This is a genomic window from Brachybacterium sp. AOP43-C2-M15, assembly GCF_052446295.1.
Taxonomy (GTDB): domain Bacteria; phylum Actinomycetota; class Actinomycetes; order Actinomycetales; family Dermabacteraceae; genus Brachybacterium.
In genome coordinates, this window is sequence record NZ_JBQSWB010000001.1 from 68,858 (window position 1) to 85,272 (window position 16,415).

The window sequence follows — 16,415 nt, forward strand, 5'->3', positions numbered from 1 at the left end:
GGCCGACGACCCCACGGTCGTCGGCCCTCAGGACGCCGTCGGGAAGACGACCTCACTCCGTGTAGGTGAACGGCGCGGTCATCTTGTCGACGTTGTCCTCGGTGATGAGGATGCAGTCCAGCGCCTGCTTCTCCTCCTCCGGCTCGGTGCCGTTGCGGAGGAGGTCGTCGGCCATCTCGATGACCAGCTCCGCGAACTGGGCGACCGGCTGCAGCACCGTGTAGGCGAGCTCGCCGTTCTTGATCGCCTCGACCGCGTCGGGGGAGCCGTCGAACCCACCCACCACGATGCCGTCGAGCGCCCCGGCCTCCTTGAAGGCCGCGATCGCGCCGAGCGCCATCTCGTCGTTCCCGGAGATCAGGCCGGCGATGTCCGGGTTCGCCTGCAGCAGCGACTGCGCCTTGTCGTGGCCCATGGTGCGATCCCAGTCCGCGACCTCCTCCCCCACCTTCTCGAGATCCGGGTACTGGCTGATGGTCGTGGTGAAGCCGTTCGAGCGGGTCTGCGCGTTGTTGTCCGAGGGCAGCCCGAACAGCTCGACGTAGGTGCCCTCCTCCCCCATCCGCTCGACCCACTCCTGGGCGCCGAGGGCCGCGCCCTGGGCGTTGTTCGAGACCAGCTGCGCCTTGACGATGCCGGACTCGTTGATCTCCGCGTTGATGAGGAACACCGGGATGTCCGCCTGGATGGCCTTCTTGATGGTGCCGATCGACCCGTCGGCATTGGCCGGGTCCATGATCAGCGCGACCGACTGGTTCGAGATCGCGGTGTCCACGAGGGTGTTCTCGGTGTTGGTGTCGCCCTTGTGGGCGCCGACGGTGGTGGTGTACCCGAGCTCCTCGGCCTTGGCCGCGGCGACGTCCCCCTCGGTCTTCCAGTAGGGGTTCGAGGGGTCGTTGACGATGATCGTGATGAGTCCGCCGTCGGTGCCGCCGCCGTCGTCGCCGGCCTCGTCGGTGCCGCCGGAGCCCCCGCCGCATGCGGAGAGTCCTGCCGCTGCGGCGCCGATGCCGAGCGCGGAGAGGAAGTGCCGTCGTTCCATGGTGTGTTCCTTTCGAGGGGATGCTCCCCGTCCGGGGTGCATCGGAGCTGCTGGTCGAAGTGCCGGTCGATGAGGTCCTGCGGCTGTCGGGCGAGACGGACGGGGCCTCGGCTCACGGCCGGGGGTCGTGAGCGGTCGGGTCGGCGTCGGGGCCGGGGGCGGGCTCGGAGTCGGTGCGCGTCCCGAGGCCTCCGGGGGCGGGATCGTGCTCGTCCTCGGAGCCGGCAGCGGCCCCGGTCGCGGCCGTCGAGACCCCACCGGCCGCGCTCGCCCCGCCGTCGTCGGCGGCCCCCGCCCGGACACCGGCCTTGGCGGCCCGCCGGGGGCGCCCGTACTGCAGCGAGTTCAGCAGCACGGCCACGACGATGACGGCGCCGACGAAGACCGTCTGCCAGTAGGCGGAGACGCCCACGAGCACGAGGCCGTCGGAGAGGAAGCCGATCACGAAGGCGCCCAGCAGGGTTCCGCGCACGGTGCCGCGCCCGCCGGAGAGCGCCGCACCGCCGATCACGACCCCCGCGATCGCGGTCAGCTCGTAGGTGTTCCCGGCCGTGGGGCTCGCGCTGGTCAGGGTCGAGGCGAGGATCAGACCGGCCACCGCGGAGCAGAGGCCCGCGACGACGTACACCCAGATCGTCACCTTCTTCACCGGCACGCCCGAGAGACGGGCCGCCCTCTCGTTGCCGCCGGTCGCGTACAGCCAGCGGCCGAAGGTGGTGCGGCCCAGGACCACGGCGATCGCGAGGGCGATGACGGCCATGATCAGCACGCCTGCGGGAATGCCGAGAACGCGGTTGAACCCGAGCCACTCGATGCCGGTGTTGCCCATGGCCTCGTCGCCCGAGATGTCGTTGATCGTGCGCCCGTTGGTCATCAGCAGCGCGAAGCCCCGGACCACGTAGAGCATGCCCAGGGTCGCGACGAAGGGGGCGACCTTGAACCGGGCCACGAGCACGCCGTTGATCAGCCCGATCAGCCCGCCGAGGGCGACCGCGATCACCACCGAGGCGACGACGTTCGGGTACAGCGTCACCCCGAAGATGCTCAGCGGCACGCCGCGCAGCAGGAAGCCCCCGATGACGGCCGTGAACCCGAGGGTCGAGCCGACGGACAGATCGATCCCGCCCGTGAGCACCACGAGCAGCTGCCCCAGGGACAGCAGCGCGAAGATCGCCACGTGCGAGGCCATGATCAGAAGGTTGTTGACGGTCAGGAAGTTCGGGGACAGCGCCGAGAAGACGACGATGATCAGTGCGAGCGCGAGGAAGGCACGCCCCTCCAGGAGGAGCTTGGAGATGTCCCGCTTCTTCGCGACGTCGCCGGTGACGGTGGTGGTCATGGTGCGTTCCGTTCTGGAGGCTGGATCAGGGGGTGACGGCTTCGCCGGAGGCGGCCATGACGTCGGCCTTCGCCGCGTCGGGAGAGAACTCGGCCGATATCCGGCCACGTCGCAGCACGACGATGCGGTGGGCGATGCTGAAGCACTCGTCGACCTCGGAGGTGGTGAAGACGACCGCGAGGCCCTCGCGAGCGCGTTCCGCGAGCAGGCCGAAGACCTCCGCCTTCGCCCCCACGTCGATCCCGCGGCTGGGCTCGTCCAGGAGCATCACCCCGGGGTGGGTCGCGAGGATCTTGCCGATCACGACCTTCTGCTGGTTGCCGCCGGAGAGCGAGCCGATGGGGACCTCCGGCCCGGGCGCCTTCACGGTGACGTCCCGGATCAGGTCCCTGGCCAGCGCCGTCTCGGCGCGCCTCGAGGTGAAGCCGCGTCGCAGGAAGCGGCGGATGCTCGACAGGGTGAGGTTCTGGCCGACGGACATGGTCTGGACCAGCCCGTCGCGCTGACGGTCCTCGGGGACCAGGCCGATGCCCATCTCGAGGCGGTCGCGGAGCGACGTCCCGGACAGCTCCTGACCGCGGTAGACGATGCTGCCGCCGGCGATCTCCCCGCCTCCGGACACGGCCTCGAGGGTCTCGGTGCGTCCGGCGCCCATCAGCCCGTAGAGGCAGACGATCTCCCCGGCGCGCACGTCGAGGGTCAGCCCGTCGACGACGGAGCGCTCGGGATTCTCGCGGTCCCGCACGACGAGGTCACGGATCTGCAGGACGGACTCGCCGAGCTCCTGACCCTCCGGCGGGGAGCCCAGGTCGAAGTTCTCGCCGACCATGTGCCGCACGATCCAGTCGAGGTCGATCTCGTCGCGATCCCCGCGGGCGGTCACGCTGCCGTCCCGCAGCACCACGGCGTGGTCGGTGACCTGCAGCGCCTCCTCGAGGTGATGGGAGATGTAGACGAGGGACACGCCGCGCGCGGTGAGGTCGTCGATGATCCCGAAGAGGGTCTCGACCTCGCGCGCCGCGAGGGCGGAGGTCGGCTCGTCCATGATGAGGATGCGTGCATCGATGGACAGCGCCCGAGCGATCTCGACGATCTGCTGCTGGCCCACGCGCAGGTCCCCCACCGGTGTGGAGGGGTCGACGTCGAGCTTCATCTCCTGCAGCAGCGCCGCGGTCCGGCGGCCCTCCTCGGCGAAGTCGACGCGCCCGCCCCGGGTGATCTCGCGGCCGAGGAAGATGTTGTCGCGCACCGACAGGTTCGGGGCGAGCGAGAGCTCCTGGTGGATGATCGTGATCCCGAGGTCGCGGGCGTCGTTGGTGGTCGCGAAGGCCACCGGCTCACCGTCCAGGAGGAGGTGGCCCGACGTGGGCTGCTCGACGCCCGAGAGGATCTTCATGAGGGTCGACTTCCCGGCGCCGTTCTCACCGAACAGCGTGGTGACCCTGCCTCGGTGGACCCCGAAGTTCACGCCTGCGAGCGCGCGCGTGCCGCCGTAGTCCTTGACGATGTCCCGGGCCTGGAGCACGACGTCGTCCTCGGCGGCGCCGCCCGGGGCGGCGGGCCGGATGTCCGCGGCGGTCACCGGACCTCCAGGGAGACGGGGGTGACGAGCCACCCCTCCGGGTTGATCGCGGTGAAGGCGCCGGTGACCGTCACGTCCTCGCCGCTGAGCGAGTCCGGGTCCACCGGGTCCAGCACCTGGACCTTCATCTCCTCGTTGAGGGCGGCCCCGGCATCCTGGAACTCGATCTGGTTGGTGAACTGCCCGAAGTCGTACTCACCGGTCGCGTCCCGCAGCTCCGTGCCGTTGATCGCCGGTCCGGTCTGGATGCGCACGGTGACGTCCTCGGGCATCCCCTCGATCTCGACCTCGTAGATCCCGCCCGAGCCCTCGCCGACGGTGCCGGTGAAGGCGGTGCTGTAGACCGTGTTGCCCGCGGCCTCGACGCCGTGCTCCTCTGCAGCGGCATCGGGATCGGCGGCGATCGCCTCGGCGAGCTCGGTCGCCGGGACGGCACGTTCGGTGACCGCCTCCTGCACGACGGGGAACTGCTCCTCCCCGAAGGTGGCCTTGTCGAAGGCCGCCGACTCGGCGGCGATCTCCTGTGCCTGGTCGTCGGGCACGACCTTCGTGCCGAGCACGACGACGAGCAGGGCGAGGACGGTGAGAGCCGCGCCGATCCAGCGGCCGAGATGCTTCTTCCTCGGTGCCGGGCGGGGAGCGGTCGGCGGGGCCGCGGCGGTGGCGGTGCTCATGCGGAGCCTTCCTGTCGGATGTCCGGGACGGAGACCGGGACGGACGGGGACCGAGACGGACGGGAGCCGTGTCGGCGGGAGGGCCGGCCCCGAGGGGTCGGCGAGGGGTGCGGGTCGCCCACGACGCGCCGATGCGCCGCGGTGCCGACGCGTCGATGCGCCGTGCTCGAGGCCCGCTGAGGGGTGCTCGTCGGTGAGCAGGTGGTCGATCGGCGGCCCGGAGGCGTCGCCGAGGACGGCGGTGGTCCGTCCGCCGCGGTCGGTCCTCGGCCTCGAGGCCGCCCGCGGTGGACGCGGTGCCGGTCAGGAACCGGGGACGATGGACACCTTCACCGAGGCGCCGCCGGAGTCGGCGACGGTGTCGAGCGCCTTCTGGACGTCACCGAGGCCGAACTGGTGGGTGCAGATCTCGTCGAGAGGCAGCACACCGGACTCGATGATCTTGATGGCGGCCGGCCAGCAGTGCGGCCCCAGGTGGGCGCCGAGCACGTCGAGCTCCTTGTCGTCGGAGATGATCGACCAGTCGACCGACACGTTCTCCTTGAACACCGAGTACTCGACGTAGCGGCCGAGCTTGCGCAGCAGGTTCAGGCCCTGGCCGACGGCGCTCGGATGGCCGGTGCACTCGATGTAGACGTCGGCCCCGTAGCCGCCGGTGAGACCGCGGATCTCCTCGTAGACGTCGACCTTCGAGGGATTCAGCGTCAGATCGGCACCGCACTTCTCGGCGAGCGCGAGCTTGTCCTCGTCGAAGTCGAGCGCGATCACGAGCTTGGGGTTCTTGTGCGAGGCGCCGATGATCGCACCGAGGCCGATCGGACCGGCGCCGGCCACGACGACGACGTCGTCGAAGGTCAGCTGCGCGCGCTCGACGGCATGCAGGGAGCAGGACAGCGGCTCCGCGAAGGCCGCGTGGTGCGGGGGGATCTCCTTGGAGATCCGGTGGGCGCGGGCGATCGACGGGACGATCATGTACTCGGCCATGCCGCCGTCGTAGTGCTTGAAGCCGAACATGTCGTGCGGGCCACACATCCAGTAGAAGCCGCGGCGGCAGTACAGGCACTCTTCGCAGGGGACGATCTGCTCGACGACGATGCGGTCGCCGACGTCGACACCGTGGTGGGCGAGGGCCTCGGCCGATCCGGAGACGACCTCGCCGGTGATCTCGTGGCCGGGCGTGATGCCGGGCTCCACCCAGCGGTCGCGGTTCTCGTCGCCCCAGAACTTGGCCGCCCCCGCGTAGGCCTTGAGGTCGCTCGCGCAGACGCCGACGGCCTCGACCCTGATCAGCAGCTCGTCCGCGGCGGGCGCGGGGACGTCCTTCTCCTCGAGGCGGTAGTCCTCGGGGGCGTGCATGACCACGGCCTGCATGGTCTTCGGGATATCGCTCATGTCCACACATCTCCTTCGATCCGGTGCCGACGCAGACGTCGCGCGGGCTGGCATCGGGGTCCGTCGTGGCGGCGCGGCCCCGTCAGCTGTGAGCGTAGACACCATCGTGCACATTCGTCAAGCACAAATGTTCTCCGGCGGGATCATTCGTTCTCCCGATGCCTCCCGGCGGTTCAGGACGCCGCGAGCGGCGAGGCGGCGGGCGCGATGACGGCCACCGCGCCGGGACCGGTGGCGCACGCACCGGCGGCGCGCCGCCGGGGCATCCACGCTCCGGGGGTCAGCCGCGCCGGCCCGTGCCCCCGGCGCCGACGTCACCGAGCACGGCCTCGGCCGTGGGCAGGTCCGTGATGAGGGTCGTGAACAGGCCGGCTCTCGCCCCGGACCGGATCGAGGGCGCCTTCTCCCGCCCCACGGCCAGCGCGATCGTGGTGGGGATGCGGGCGAGCACCTCCCGGGAGGGCCGCACCAGCAGGTCCGAGCCCGGATACAGCACCTCGTTCCCCTCGGCGTCGAAGAAGTGCAGGCAGACGTCACCCACCGCGGAGCGCAGCGCAGGATCGTCGCGCGGAACCACGGAGGTGAGCGAGGAGCGGCGCGAGTACGGTGCCCCGATGCCGCTGACCAGCACCTGCGCCCGCGACCAGAGATCGGTGATCTGGACGAAGCTGGGATCGGCCTGGAGGGAGCGCCACAGACTCGGGCTCGGCAGGGCGGGGGCGAACATGAACCGCGGCTCACCCCCGGTGCTGTCAGCGAGGTTCCGCACGATCTCATTGGTCTGGAAGGCCGCATCGGGCTCCTGCTGACCGCCGACGGTCGGCGCGATGACGACCCCGCGCAGCTCGGGCATCCCGGACATCCGACTGACCGCGTACGTCGTGTTCCCCGAGGAGATCAGCAGCACGTCCCCACGATGCAGGTCCAGGCGGCGCAGCTCCTGCCCGAGCAGGTCCCCGATGCCGCGCAGACCCCGCTCCACCTGGTTCCCGGGGGCGATCCTGACCCCGGCGATGCCCAGGCTCTCTCGCAGCCGCACCTCGAGGTCGGTGAGGTCCGGGTCGACGACGTCGAGCACCTCGAACCTCACCATCCCGATGCGGCGCGCCTCGGTGAGGAGCTTGCTGACCGTGGGGCGGGAGATGTTCATCAGGTCGGCGATCTCGGCCTGTCGAAGGTTCTCGAGGTAGTACGCGGAGGCAGCGCGGTGCAGGAGCTGCGGATCCATGTGCGATTCGAGCACGTCCACCCCTTCGTCGTCGTCCGGACGTCGACCTCTGCGTCACAGCCCGGGAGCGCGAGGACATCTGCTCGCCTCCGGCGTGACGATCCTATAGACCCACGACGGACTCCGTGCAACCGCGAGCCCCGGCGGAGGTCGAGGAGCAGCCCTCTCCGCACCGTCCTCCGGGCGGCCCTCGTCGGTCGCGCACGCCCGTCGGGGCTCTCGGCACCTCGCCCATCGTCCCGAGCGGTGCCTCTGTCGGCCCTGGGGCGGCCGTCGATGGCAGAATGGCGGAGGCCCACCGGCCATGACCGGTCGTGGCCGCATCGTGGCGGGACGAAGGAGAGACTGGTCGATGACTGATCGCGAGGAGGCGGTGCTCGGCGTCGACGTCGGCACCTCGTCCACCAAGGGCGTGCTGGTCGCCCTCGACGGGACGATCCTGCGCACCGCCACCCGCGAGCACGCCGTGGACCGTCCCGCTCCGGGACACGTCGAGATGGATGCGCGCCTGTGGTGGGCGGAGTTCGTCGGGATCGCCCGCGAGCTCATCGATGGATCGTCCGTGCACGTCACCGCCGTCGGCGTCTCCGGCATGGGCCCCTGCGTGCTGCTGACCGACGACGCCGGCACCCCGGTGCGTCCCGCGATCCTCTACGGCGTCGACACCCGCGCCGAGGAGCAGATCACCGAGCTCACCGAACGGTACGGCGAGGACGAGATCCTGGCCCGGGGCAGCTGCGTGCTCAGCTCGCAGGCCGCGGGGCCGAAGATCCGCTGGGTCGCGCAGAACGAGCCCGAGGCCTACTCCCGCGCCACCCGCCTGTTCATGCCGTCCTCGTACCTCGCCTTCCGCCTCACCGGCGAGTACGTCCTCGACCATGCCAGCGCGAGCATGACGACGCCGCTCTACGACACCGCGGCGCTGGAGTGGTACCGCCCGTGGGCGGACGAGATCGCCCCGGGGCTCGACCTCCCGCCCCTGCACTGGGCCGGCGAGGTGGCGGGCACCGTCTCCGCATCGACCGCACGCACCATCCCCGGCCTCGACGAGGGGACTCCCGTGGTCACGGGCACGATCGATGCCTGGGCGGAGGCGATCAGCGTGGGCGCGACCGCCCCGGGTGACGTGATGCTCATGTACGGCACGACCACCTTCCTGGTCGCGATCACCGACGCCCCCGCTCCCAGCCGCGCCCTCTGGGTCACCTCCGGCACGTCCCCGGGGACCTTCACCCTCTCCGGCGGGATGTCCGCCTCGGGGGCGATCACGGCCTGGCTGCGCGATCTCACCGGTGAGGACGACTTCGACGGTCTGGTCGAGGAGGCCTCCACGAGCGGCGTCGGCGCGAACGGCCTGCTCATGCTCCCCTACTTCGCCGGCGAGCGCTCCCCCATGCACGATCCCTCGGCCCGCGGGGTGATCGCCGGGCTGACCCTGACCCACACCCGCGGCGACCTCTACCGCGCCGCCCTCGAGGCCGCGGCCTACGGGGTCCGCCACCACGTGGAGGAGCTGCGCGCGGCCGGCGTGCGCATCGAGCGCATGATCGGCGTGGGCGGCGGGGCCCGCAACACGCTGTGGCCCCAGATCGTCTCCGACGTCACCGGGCTCCCGCAGCAGCTCCCGCAGCGGGTGGTCGGCGCCTCCTACGGCACCTCCATGCTCGCCGCGCAGGCCGCGCACGGCACCGACACCACGCGGTGGAACACGATCGACCACGTCTGCCGACCCGACCCCGAGGCCGGGAAGCGCTACGACGAGATGTACCGGATGTACCGCGAGCTCTACCCGGCCACGCGCGACATCAGCCACGCCCTGGCCGCTCTGCAGCGAGGCTGAGCCGACCGGTCCCACCGCCCGTCAGCCCTTCACGGCTCCAGACGAGACGTTCATGATCCGGCGCTGGAAGATCAGGAAGACGATCATCACCGGCACCGTCATCAGCGCGGCGGCGGCCAGCTTGAGCGGGTACTGGCTGCCCTGTGAGAGCTGCCCGGAGGCGAGCTGAGCGACACCCTTGGTGAGCGTCGTGAGCTGCGGGCTCTGGGTGGAGACGATGAAGTGGTTCAGCTCGTTCCAGGATCCCTGGAAGGACAGGATCACGATCGTCATCAGCGCCGGTGTGGCCATCGGCAGGACGATCGACCAGAAGGTGCGGAAGGTGCTCGCCCCGTCGATCTTCGCCTGCTCCTCGACGGAGCGCGGGATCGACTCGAAGAAGTTCTTCATGATGAACACCCCCGTGGCGTCGGCGAGCAGCGGCAGGGCCATGCCGGCGTAGCTGTCGTAGATGCCCAGCGAGTTGATCACCAGGAAGCGCGGGATCAGCAGCACCACTCCCGGCACCGCCATCACCGCCACCAGCAGCGCGAACACCAGCCCTCGCCCCCGGAAGTCGAGACGGGCCAGCGCGTAGCCGGCCAGCGAGTTGAAGAACACCCGGCCCAGGGTGACGATCACCGTGACGATGAAGGAGTTCGCCGCCCAGGTGGGGAAGTCGGAGTGGGCGAACAGCCGCACGTAGGCCGTCACGGTCCAGCTCGACGGCACCAGCGACAGCGGGGACTGCGCGGCCTCGGCATCTGTCTTGAAGCTCGTGGCGACCTGCACCAGGAAGGGATAGATGTAGATCAGGGCGAGCACGGCGAGCAGCAGGTACATCCCGCCGCTGCCGGACCCGGGTCGGAGCCGGTCGCGCCAGGCGGTGCCGCGGCCGGACGCTCGCGGCGCGGAGGTGGGTGCGGTGGCGCTCATGCGCTGGCTCCTTCCGCGGTCGTGGCCGTCGCCCGGGGACGTCGGCGGCGGCCGGAGCCGTCCCGCTCGCGCAGCGCCCACCGCTGCAGCAGCGTCAGCGTGACGATGATGAAGAAGAGGATGAAGGAGATCGCGGCGCCCTGTCCCCAGCGCTGGCCCTCGAAGGCCGCGGTGTAGGACAGGTACGCGGGGGTCAGGGTGGTCTTGGAGGGCCCGCCCTGGGTGCCGGTGTAGATCTGGTCGAAGACCTGCCAGGTCCCGATGAGCCCGAGCGTGACCACCGTGAAGATCGTCGGGCGCAGCTGCGGCACGGTGATCCGGAGGAACCGCTGGACGCGGCCCGCTCCGTCCATCGTCGCCGCCTCGTCGACCTCGGGGTCCAGCGCCTGCAGCGCTGCGAGGAACAGCAGCATGAAGGTGCCGGAGGTGGTGAACACCGCCATCAGGATCAAGGCCGACATCGCGACCGACGGGCCGGCCAGCCACTCCCAGCCGGTGACCCCGAGGGCCGCGGGGTCTCCGAAGGCCGACGGGGCGGACTCCAGACCGAACCAGCCGGCGATCACATGGATCACCCCGCGCGGGTCCTGGAACCAGTTGGGGCCGTCGAGGCCCACGAAGGAGATCAGCCTGTTCACCGGACCGGTCGCCGAGAACAGGAACAGCCACAGCACGGTGATCGCGACCGCAGAGGTCACCGAGGGGAAGTAGAAGGCGGTGCGGAAGAACCCCACTCCCTTCATCGCACGGCGGTTCACGACGCTGGCCAGCAGCAGGGAGAGCACCGTCTGCAGAGGCACCACCAGCAGGACGTAGTAGAGGTTGTTGCGCAGCGAGATCCCGAAGTCCCGCTGCTGGAGCCCGGGCTCGGCGAGGATCTGCTGGTAGTTCTGCGCCCCGATGAAGCTGACGCCGGAGGAGAAAGGGCTGCCGCGGCCGGTCCAGTCCGAGACGCTCACCCAGGCGGCCATGAGCACGGGGACCACCAGGAACAGACCCAGGATGAGGATGATGGGCAGCGTGAACAGCCACCCGGCGGTGGCATCACGCCCGGCGCGGGCACGTGCACGTGCAGACATGGGGATCCTTCCGGGGACGGGACGGGGAGCTGGACGACGAGGGTGCCGGGGGCGGGCCCCGAGCGGGCATCGCCCGTCTGCTCAGGAGTCGAGCACGGCCTCGAGGTTGGTCTGCACGGACTCGAGGATCGCGGCCGCGTCCGCGCTCGAGAGTGTCTCGAGCTGGGCGTTGAGGTCGGCGATCACGTCCGCGGTGCCGGCCTCCGAGGGCGGGTTCATCGCATACTCGGCGCCCGCGAGGAACGCCGCCTGATCGGGGAACTCCTCGCCCCACTGGTCGGCGATCGCGGTGACCGAGGGCATCGGGCCGAAGGCGCGGGCGAACTCCATCTGCTGCTCCGCGCCGACGAGGTGGGTGATCAGCGCGACCGCCGCGTCCTGGTTCGGGGAGTCCGCCGCGACGCCCCACGCGTTCGTGAACTGCAGCGTCCCCTTCCCGGCGGGGCCGGCGGGCATCTCCACCACGCGATAGGGGACGTCCGGGTAGTCGTTGGCCATCGCCCCGGTGATCCAGTTCCCCTCGACGACCATGACCGCGGAGCCCGCTCCGAAGGCCTCCCCGCCCCAGCCCGCACCGAGGTCCGCGGCGAACACCAGCGCCCCGCTCTCGGCGAGGGACTGGACGTATTCGAGGGCCTCGACATTCTCGGGCGAGTCCGCGGTGGCGGCGCCATCGGTCACCAGCTCGCCCCCGGCAGCGGCCATGAACGCGCCGATGCGCTGGTACTCGGTGCTCATCGTCAGCCCCGCCACCCCGTCGGAGGCGGCGCGCTCGGCGACGTCGGCGAGCTGGTCCCAGTCGGTGGGGATGTCGTCCTCGGTGAGCCCGGCGGCCTCCCAGAGGTCGGTGTTGATCAGCAGAGCGAGGGTCGAGACGTCCTTGGGCAGGCCGTAGAGGTGGTCCTCGAGGGTGAAGGCCTCGATCAGCGCCGGGTAGAAGTCCCCGGTGTTCTCGACGTCGTCCCCGTAGGGCGCGAGGGATCCGTTGGCGGCGTAGCCCGCCAGCGCATCCGTGGACAGGTAGAAGACGTCCGCCGGCGAGCCCGAGGCGAAGCCCTGGGACAGCTGCTGGTTGAGGTCGGAGGCGACCAGGACCTCGGTCTCGGTGCCGGACTCCTCGGCCCAGGCGGCGACGGCGTCCTTCACGGCGGCGGTCTCGGCGTCCCCCGAGGAGCCGATGAGCACGGTCAGGCCCTGTCCCCCGCCGTCGCTGCCGCCGGCGGCGGGATCGTCCTCGAAGCCGCTGCCGCCGCAGGCGGCCAGGCCGAGTCCGAGGGCGGGCAGGGTCGCCAGGCCGAGAGCCCGTCGGCGCGAGAGGGTGGGGGTGGTCGACATGATGATCTCCTCGATCGGTGGTCGGAGCAGGGTCAGGCGGTGGCGGACGAGCGGCGCCGACGCACGGTCGGGGTGAGCAGCTCGCGGGGGGTGGTGGGCGGCTCTGCTGTGGGGTGCTCGATGCGGTGGACCAGCAGGTCGACCATGCGGTGGGCGGACTCCTCGATGGGCTGGTCCACGCTCGAGAGCCCGACGGCTCGGGCCACGGGCGTGTCGTCGAAGCCGATGAGCCGGTCCATGAGATCGCGTCTGCCACGTCCGCGCAGCTGGGCGAGCGCCCCCAGGGCGAGGGAGTCGGAGACGCACACGAGAGCGTCGACGTCCCGCTCGAGCAGGTGTGCGGTCGCGTCGGCGCCTGATTCGAAGCCGTCCTCGCGCCGTTCGACGAGGTCGGCAGGCAGTCCCCTTCCCGCGCAGGCGCGGCGGTAGCCCTCGAAGCGGTCGTCCCCGGCCCCGGAACCGACGGGCCAGCCGAGGAATCCGATGCGACGTGCGCCGCCCTCGACGAGACTGTCGACAGCCGCTTCGGTCCCCGCTCCGCCGTCGATGTCGATCCAGTCGTGACTGCGGTCCGTCGCGGCGTCGTCCCGTCCCCACGGACGGCCGAAGGCGACGAAGGGGATGCGGTGCTCCTGCAGCCAGTCACTGCGGCGGTCGCCGTGGTTGGTGTCGGTGAGCAGGAAGCCGTCGAGCATGTTGGTGTCGAGCAGCTCCTGATAGGCGACGATCTCCTCGTGATCGTCACCTGCCGCGAAGACGAGGAGGGAGTATCCGCGCTGATGCGCACGGGCGGTCAGGGCATGCAGCAGGCGGTCGTGGATCGAGCCGTTGATGCCGTCGGGCGTCTCCCGCATGCGGAAGCCGAGCAGCTGGGAGCGTCGGGTGCGCAGCTGTCGGGCGGCGGCGCTCGGCCGGTAGCCGACGCGGCGGATCTCCTCGCGGACCTGCGAGAGGGTCGGCTCGGCGACGCGCGCGGGGTCGTTGAGCACGTTCGAGACCGTCTGCCGCGAGACACCCGTGGCTCGCGCGATCGAGTTCAGGGTGGGCTTCTGCGGCCGGGCGGAGCCGGGGCCTGCTGCCGTGTCCATCGGCGACGCTCCTCTCTGCGGGGCCTCCGTGGCCTCGCGTCCGGAGCGGCCTCGCCCCGTGGCGGTCGTGCGGTCCCCGCGTACTCCGTCGCCCCGGGGACCCGGGACGGGCCGTGGCGCCGCCCTCGCTGTTGATCGATCCAAAATGTACCACCACGGAGTTTGATCGATCAACAGGGAGATGTCATCATCGTCGGAAGCAGGCCCGGCCCTCGAGAGTGCCGCGGCCGACCCAACCCGTCACCCGCCACCGGCGACGCGCAACGTCCGCCAGGATCGGAGACCCCGATGCCCTCCCCCAGCTCCCTCACGACGACCCCCGCGGCGCCGAGCACCGACCGCCCCCTGCAGCGCCACCAGCCGTTCGTGCACGACCTGGTCGGCGTCTTCCACGCGCCGGTCCAGGCCTGGTCGCGGACCGACGGGGCGCTGCACGGCCTCGGTGCCGAGGGCATCTACCTCGGCGACACCCGGGTGGTCTCCGACCTGCGGTGCACCGCGGAGGGCGCGGACCTCTCGCCGCTCGGGGCGCAGGTCCGCTCCGCCAGGGAGGCCGAGTTCCGCGACGTGGTCTCCCTCGCGGACGGCGTCGTCGATCCGCTGCTGACCCTCCACCGACTCCGCCGCGCCGGGGCCGGGGGGATCACCGAGGAGCTCCGCCTCGTCTCCGACGACGACCGTCCCCGCCGACTGCGGCTGCGCTACGAGCTGATCACCGACGGGGCGTCGATGTCCGCCGTGAAGGATCCGCGGCTGCTCGCGGAGGCGGGCGAGGTGCGCCCGGACGCCGCGCCGGAGGGCCGCGTCGCACGGTGGCGGATCGGCGACGAGGGCGGCGCGGCCCGGCTGGTGCTGCAGGACGGCAGCGGCGCGGTGCACGGCACCCTCCGCACCACCGACGCCCTCGATCCCGACGCCCCCGTCGGCCCCCTCGTGACCTGGCACCTCGACCTCGAGGTCCCGCCCGGCGGGGAGGCCACGGCAGCCTGGCAGCTCGTGCTCTCCGACCCGGCCGTCCCCTTCGCCCCGGTGGACGCGGAGACGGAGGCCGCACGCCCTGCGCTGCCGACGGTCGAGGCCGTCGGGAGCACCGCCCCGTCGGCCGCCTCCCCCGAGCACCGCGCCGCCCGCGAGCTGCTGGAGCGCTCGCTCTCGGACCTCGACGCCCTGCGTCTGCAGATCCCCGGCGACCCCTCACAGGCGTTCTTCGCTGCGGGCGCGCCCTGGTTCCTCACCCTCTTCGGCCGCGACTCGCTGATCGCCGCCTCCCTCACCCTGCCCGTGGATGCCCGCATCGCCGAGACCACCCTGCGCACCCTCGCCCGCCGGCAGGGCACCGTGCGGGAGGTCGAGACCGCGCAGCAGCCCGGCAAGATCCTCCACGAGGTGCGCGCGGCCGGGATGGAGATGACCGATGCGCACCTGCCCCCGGTCTACTACGGCACCATCGACGCGACCCCGCTGTGGATCGAGCTGCTGCACGATGCCCGTGTCGCCGGGCTCGGGGACGAGGTCCTCCACGAGCTGCGTCCCTCCCTCGAGGCGGCCGCGATCTGGCTGCTCGAGCATGCCGACGCCGACGGCGACGGACTGCTGGAGTACATCGACGAGTCCGGGCACGGGCTGGTCAATCAGGGATGGAAGGACTCCGGGGACTCGATCCGCTTCGCCGACGGCTCGCTCGCCGAGGGCACCATCGCCCTCGCCGAGGTGCAGGGATACGCCTACGCCGCCGCCCTCCACGCGGCGGACCTGCTCGCGGGCGGCGCCCCCGCAACGGACGTCGGCCTCCCCGCGAGCCTGCGCGCCTGGGCCGAGCGCCTGAAGGAGCGCTTCCACGCCGCCTTCTGGTGCGAGGACGAGCTGGGCCCCTACCCCGCCCTGGCCCTCGACGGGGCGAAGCGACCGGTGGACGGGGTGGCCTCGAACATGGGGCACCTGCTGGGCACCGGGCTGCTCGATGCCGCCCAGGAGCGGATCGTGGTGGACCGGCTGCTGCACCCCAGCATGTTCTCCGGCTTCGGGATCCGCACCCTGTCCACGACTAACGGCGGCTACGGGCCACTGCGGTACCACGGCGGCAGCGTCTGGACCCACGACACCGGCTACATCCTGCGTGCCCTGCTGCGCAGCGGCTTCCCGGCGGAGGCGGAGGTCCTCGCCCGCGGCCTGCTCCGGGCGGCCGACGGCTTCGAGCTGCGCCTGCCGGAGCTGTTCAGCGGCGAAGGCACGGAGTCGGTGCGCCGGCCCGTGCCCTACCCCGCCTCCTGCCGCCCGCAGGCCTGGGCTGCCGCCTCCGCGGTCCCGGTGGCCCAGGCCCTCGGCGTGCTCTGAGGGTCATCGCGAGGTGACAGGTCTGCTGACGCGTCGACACACGTACACCCGCTCGTACCGGGCGCGCAGCTCGGCCTCGTCCCGCCGGTCCGCGTGGCAGAAGGCGGTCACGGGGGCGGTCAGAGGCGCGGGAGAGGCCCATCCGTCGGCCGGATCCCTCCAGCTCTTGTAGACGTGCAGGTAGTGATCGGATTCCGTGAACCCGTGCCGGCGATACCACCGCAGAGCGGGCTCGTCCTCCCGGGTCCAGGCGTCGAGCGTCGTGACCTCCTCGCCGAGCTCGCTCAGAGCACGGGAGAGCAGCGCGGAGGCGATCCCCCGGTTCCCGTGGTCCGGATGCACCGCCACGGTGTCGATCGTCGCGAGGTCGCCCTCGATCTCGACGTCGAGGATCCCCACGACCAGCTCGGCGTCGACGGCCACGAGCTGCACCGCGGGGCTCACCGGGCGCCCGGTCCACACGTCGTCGTAGTAGCAGGTGCCGAGGAAGGACAGCGCTCGACAGCGCAGCCAGCTCTCCTCGTCGCCCGCACGGGTCCGGCGGATCTCGACGGTCATGGTCCTCCC

General features: G+C 71.4%; 13 protein-coding genes. 2 read left to right on the forward strand and 11 right to left on the reverse strand.

Annotation, left to right across the window (positions count from 1 at the left end):
• Positions 1-52 precede the first annotated feature (52 nt).
• From ACT3SP_RS00255 to ACT3SP_RS00280, 6 genes are all read right to left on the reverse strand, one after another.
• Positions 53-1,042, reverse strand: coding sequence for a D-ribose ABC transporter substrate-binding protein (locus tag ACT3SP_RS00255; RefSeq protein ID WP_444585221.1), 990 nt, complete (start codon positions 1,040-1,042; stop codon positions 53-55).
• A gap of 112 nt (positions 1,043-1,154) precedes the next feature.
• On the reverse strand, positions 1,155-2,381 hold the full coding sequence (locus ACT3SP_RS00260) for an ABC transporter permease (protein ID WP_444585222.1): 1,227 nt from the start codon (positions 2,379-2,381) through the stop codon (positions 1,155-1,157).
• A 25-nt stretch (positions 2,382-2,406) separates the two neighbouring features.
• Complete coding sequence (locus ACT3SP_RS00265) at positions 2,407-3,963, reverse strand: sugar ABC transporter ATP-binding protein (protein WP_444585223.1); 1,557 nt, start codon at positions 3,961-3,963, stop codon at positions 2,407-2,409.
• Entirely contained in the window at positions 3,960-4,637 is a 678-nt protein-coding gene (locus ACT3SP_RS00270; RefSeq protein ID WP_444585224.1) for a DUF2291 family protein, read from the reverse strand. Before ACT3SP_RS00270 ends, ACT3SP_RS00265 begins: the two co-directional genes overlap by 4 nt.
• Before the next feature lie 303 nt (positions 4,638-4,940).
• Positions 4,941-6,029, reverse strand: a complete 1,089-nt coding sequence (locus tag ACT3SP_RS00275; protein ID WP_444585225.1) for a zinc-binding dehydrogenase — start codon at positions 6,027-6,029, stop codon at positions 4,941-4,943.
• Between the two features lie 280 nt (positions 6,030-6,309).
• Positions 6,310-7,257: a sugar-binding transcriptional regulator gene (locus ACT3SP_RS00280; RefSeq protein ID WP_444585226.1), complete on the reverse strand. Its 948-nt coding sequence runs from the start codon at positions 7,255-7,257 to the stop codon at positions 6,310-6,312.
• A 352-nt stretch (positions 7,258-7,609) separates the two neighbouring features.
• On the opposite strand from ACT3SP_RS00280, the gene ACT3SP_RS00285 reads away from it, so the two are divergent.
• Complete coding sequence (locus ACT3SP_RS00285) at positions 7,610-9,097, forward strand: FGGY-family carbohydrate kinase (RefSeq protein ID WP_444585227.1); 1,488 nt, start codon at positions 7,610-7,612, stop codon at positions 9,095-9,097.
• Between the two features lie 21 nt (positions 9,098-9,118).
• Here the strand turns inward: ACT3SP_RS00285 and ACT3SP_RS00290 are convergent, their stop codons facing one another.
• The 4 genes from ACT3SP_RS00290 to ACT3SP_RS00305 all read right to left on the reverse strand — a co-directional run bounded on the left by ACT3SP_RS00290 (position 9,119) and on the right by ACT3SP_RS00305 (position 13,514).
• Positions 9,119-10,012, reverse strand: coding sequence for a carbohydrate ABC transporter permease (locus ACT3SP_RS00290; protein WP_444585228.1), 894 nt, complete (start codon positions 10,010-10,012; stop codon positions 9,119-9,121).
• A complete protein-coding gene (locus ACT3SP_RS00295; RefSeq protein ID WP_444585229.1) occupies positions 10,009-11,091 on the reverse strand; it encodes a carbohydrate ABC transporter permease in 1,083 nt (360 codons plus the stop codon). The genes ACT3SP_RS00290 and ACT3SP_RS00295 overlap by 4 nt, the downstream gene beginning before the upstream one ends.
• Before the next feature lie 81 nt (positions 11,092-11,172).
• Positions 11,173-12,426 carry a sugar ABC transporter substrate-binding protein gene (locus ACT3SP_RS00300; RefSeq protein WP_444585230.1) on the reverse strand — a complete coding sequence of 418 codons (1,254 nt, stop codon included), beginning with the start codon at positions 12,424-12,426 and terminating at the stop codon, positions 11,173-11,175.
• 32 nt (positions 12,427-12,458) lie between these two features.
• Complete coding sequence (locus ACT3SP_RS00305) at positions 12,459-13,514, reverse strand: LacI family DNA-binding transcriptional regulator (protein ID WP_444585231.1); 1,056 nt, start codon at positions 13,512-13,514, stop codon at positions 12,459-12,461.
• A 288-nt stretch (positions 13,515-13,802) separates the two neighbouring features.
• Between ACT3SP_RS00305 and ACT3SP_RS00310 the strand changes: the two genes are divergently transcribed.
• Positions 13,803-15,848, forward strand: coding sequence for a glycogen debranching N-terminal domain-containing protein (locus ACT3SP_RS00310; RefSeq protein WP_444585232.1), 2,046 nt, complete (start codon positions 13,803-13,805; stop codon positions 15,846-15,848).
• Positions 15,849-15,851: 3 nt separating this feature from the next.
• On the opposite strand, the gene ACT3SP_RS00315 is transcribed toward ACT3SP_RS00310, so the two are convergent.
• Positions 15,852-16,406, reverse strand: a complete 555-nt coding sequence (locus tag ACT3SP_RS00315) for a GNAT family N-acetyltransferase (protein WP_444585233.1) — start codon at positions 16,404-16,406, stop codon at positions 15,852-15,854.
• Positions 16,407-16,415: the final 9 nt, after the last annotated feature.

Excerpts from the sequence above, each read along its gene's own strand:
- ACT3SP_RS00255 (WP_444585221.1), bottom strand. The coding sequence starts at position 1,042 with ATGGAACGACGGCACTTCCTCTCCGCGCTCGGCATCGGCGCCGCAGCG.
- ACT3SP_RS00260 (WP_444585222.1), bottom strand. The coding sequence starts at position 2,381 with ATGACCACCACCGTCACCGGCGACGTCGCGAAGAAGCGGGACATCTCC.
- ACT3SP_RS00270 (WP_444585224.1), bottom strand. The coding sequence starts at position 4,637 with ATGAGCACCGCCACCGCCGCGGCCCCGCCGACCGCTCCCCGCCCGGCA.
- ACT3SP_RS00275 (WP_444585225.1), bottom strand. The coding sequence starts at position 6,029 with ATGAGCGATATCCCGAAGACCATGCAGGCCGTGGTCATGCACGCCCCC.
- ACT3SP_RS00280 (WP_444585226.1), bottom strand. The coding sequence starts at position 7,257 with ATGGATCCGCAGCTCCTGCACCGCGCTGCCTCCGCGTACTACCTCGAG.
- ACT3SP_RS00285 (WP_444585227.1), top strand. The coding sequence starts at position 7,610 with ATGACTGATCGCGAGGAGGCGGTGCTCGGCGTCGACGTCGGCACCTCG.
- ACT3SP_RS00290 (WP_444585228.1), bottom strand. The coding sequence starts at position 10,012 with ATGAGCGCCACCGCACCCACCTCCGCGCCGCGAGCGTCCGGCCGCGGC.
- ACT3SP_RS00295 (WP_444585229.1), bottom strand. The coding sequence starts at position 11,091 with ATGTCTGCACGTGCACGTGCCCGCGCCGGGCGTGATGCCACCGCCGGG.
- ACT3SP_RS00300 (WP_444585230.1), bottom strand. The coding sequence starts at position 12,426 with ATGTCGACCACCCCCACCCTCTCGCGCCGACGGGCTCTCGGCCTGGCG.
- ACT3SP_RS00305 (WP_444585231.1), bottom strand. The coding sequence starts at position 13,514 with ATGGACACGGCAGCAGGCCCCGGCTCCGCCCGGCCGCAGAAGCCCACC.
- ACT3SP_RS00310 (WP_444585232.1), top strand. The coding sequence starts at position 13,803 with ATGCCCTCCCCCAGCTCCCTCACGACGACCCCCGCGGCGCCGAGCACC.
- ACT3SP_RS00315 (WP_444585233.1), bottom strand. The coding sequence starts at position 16,406 with ATGACCGTCGAGATCCGCCGGACCCGTGCGGGCGACGAGGAGAGCTGG.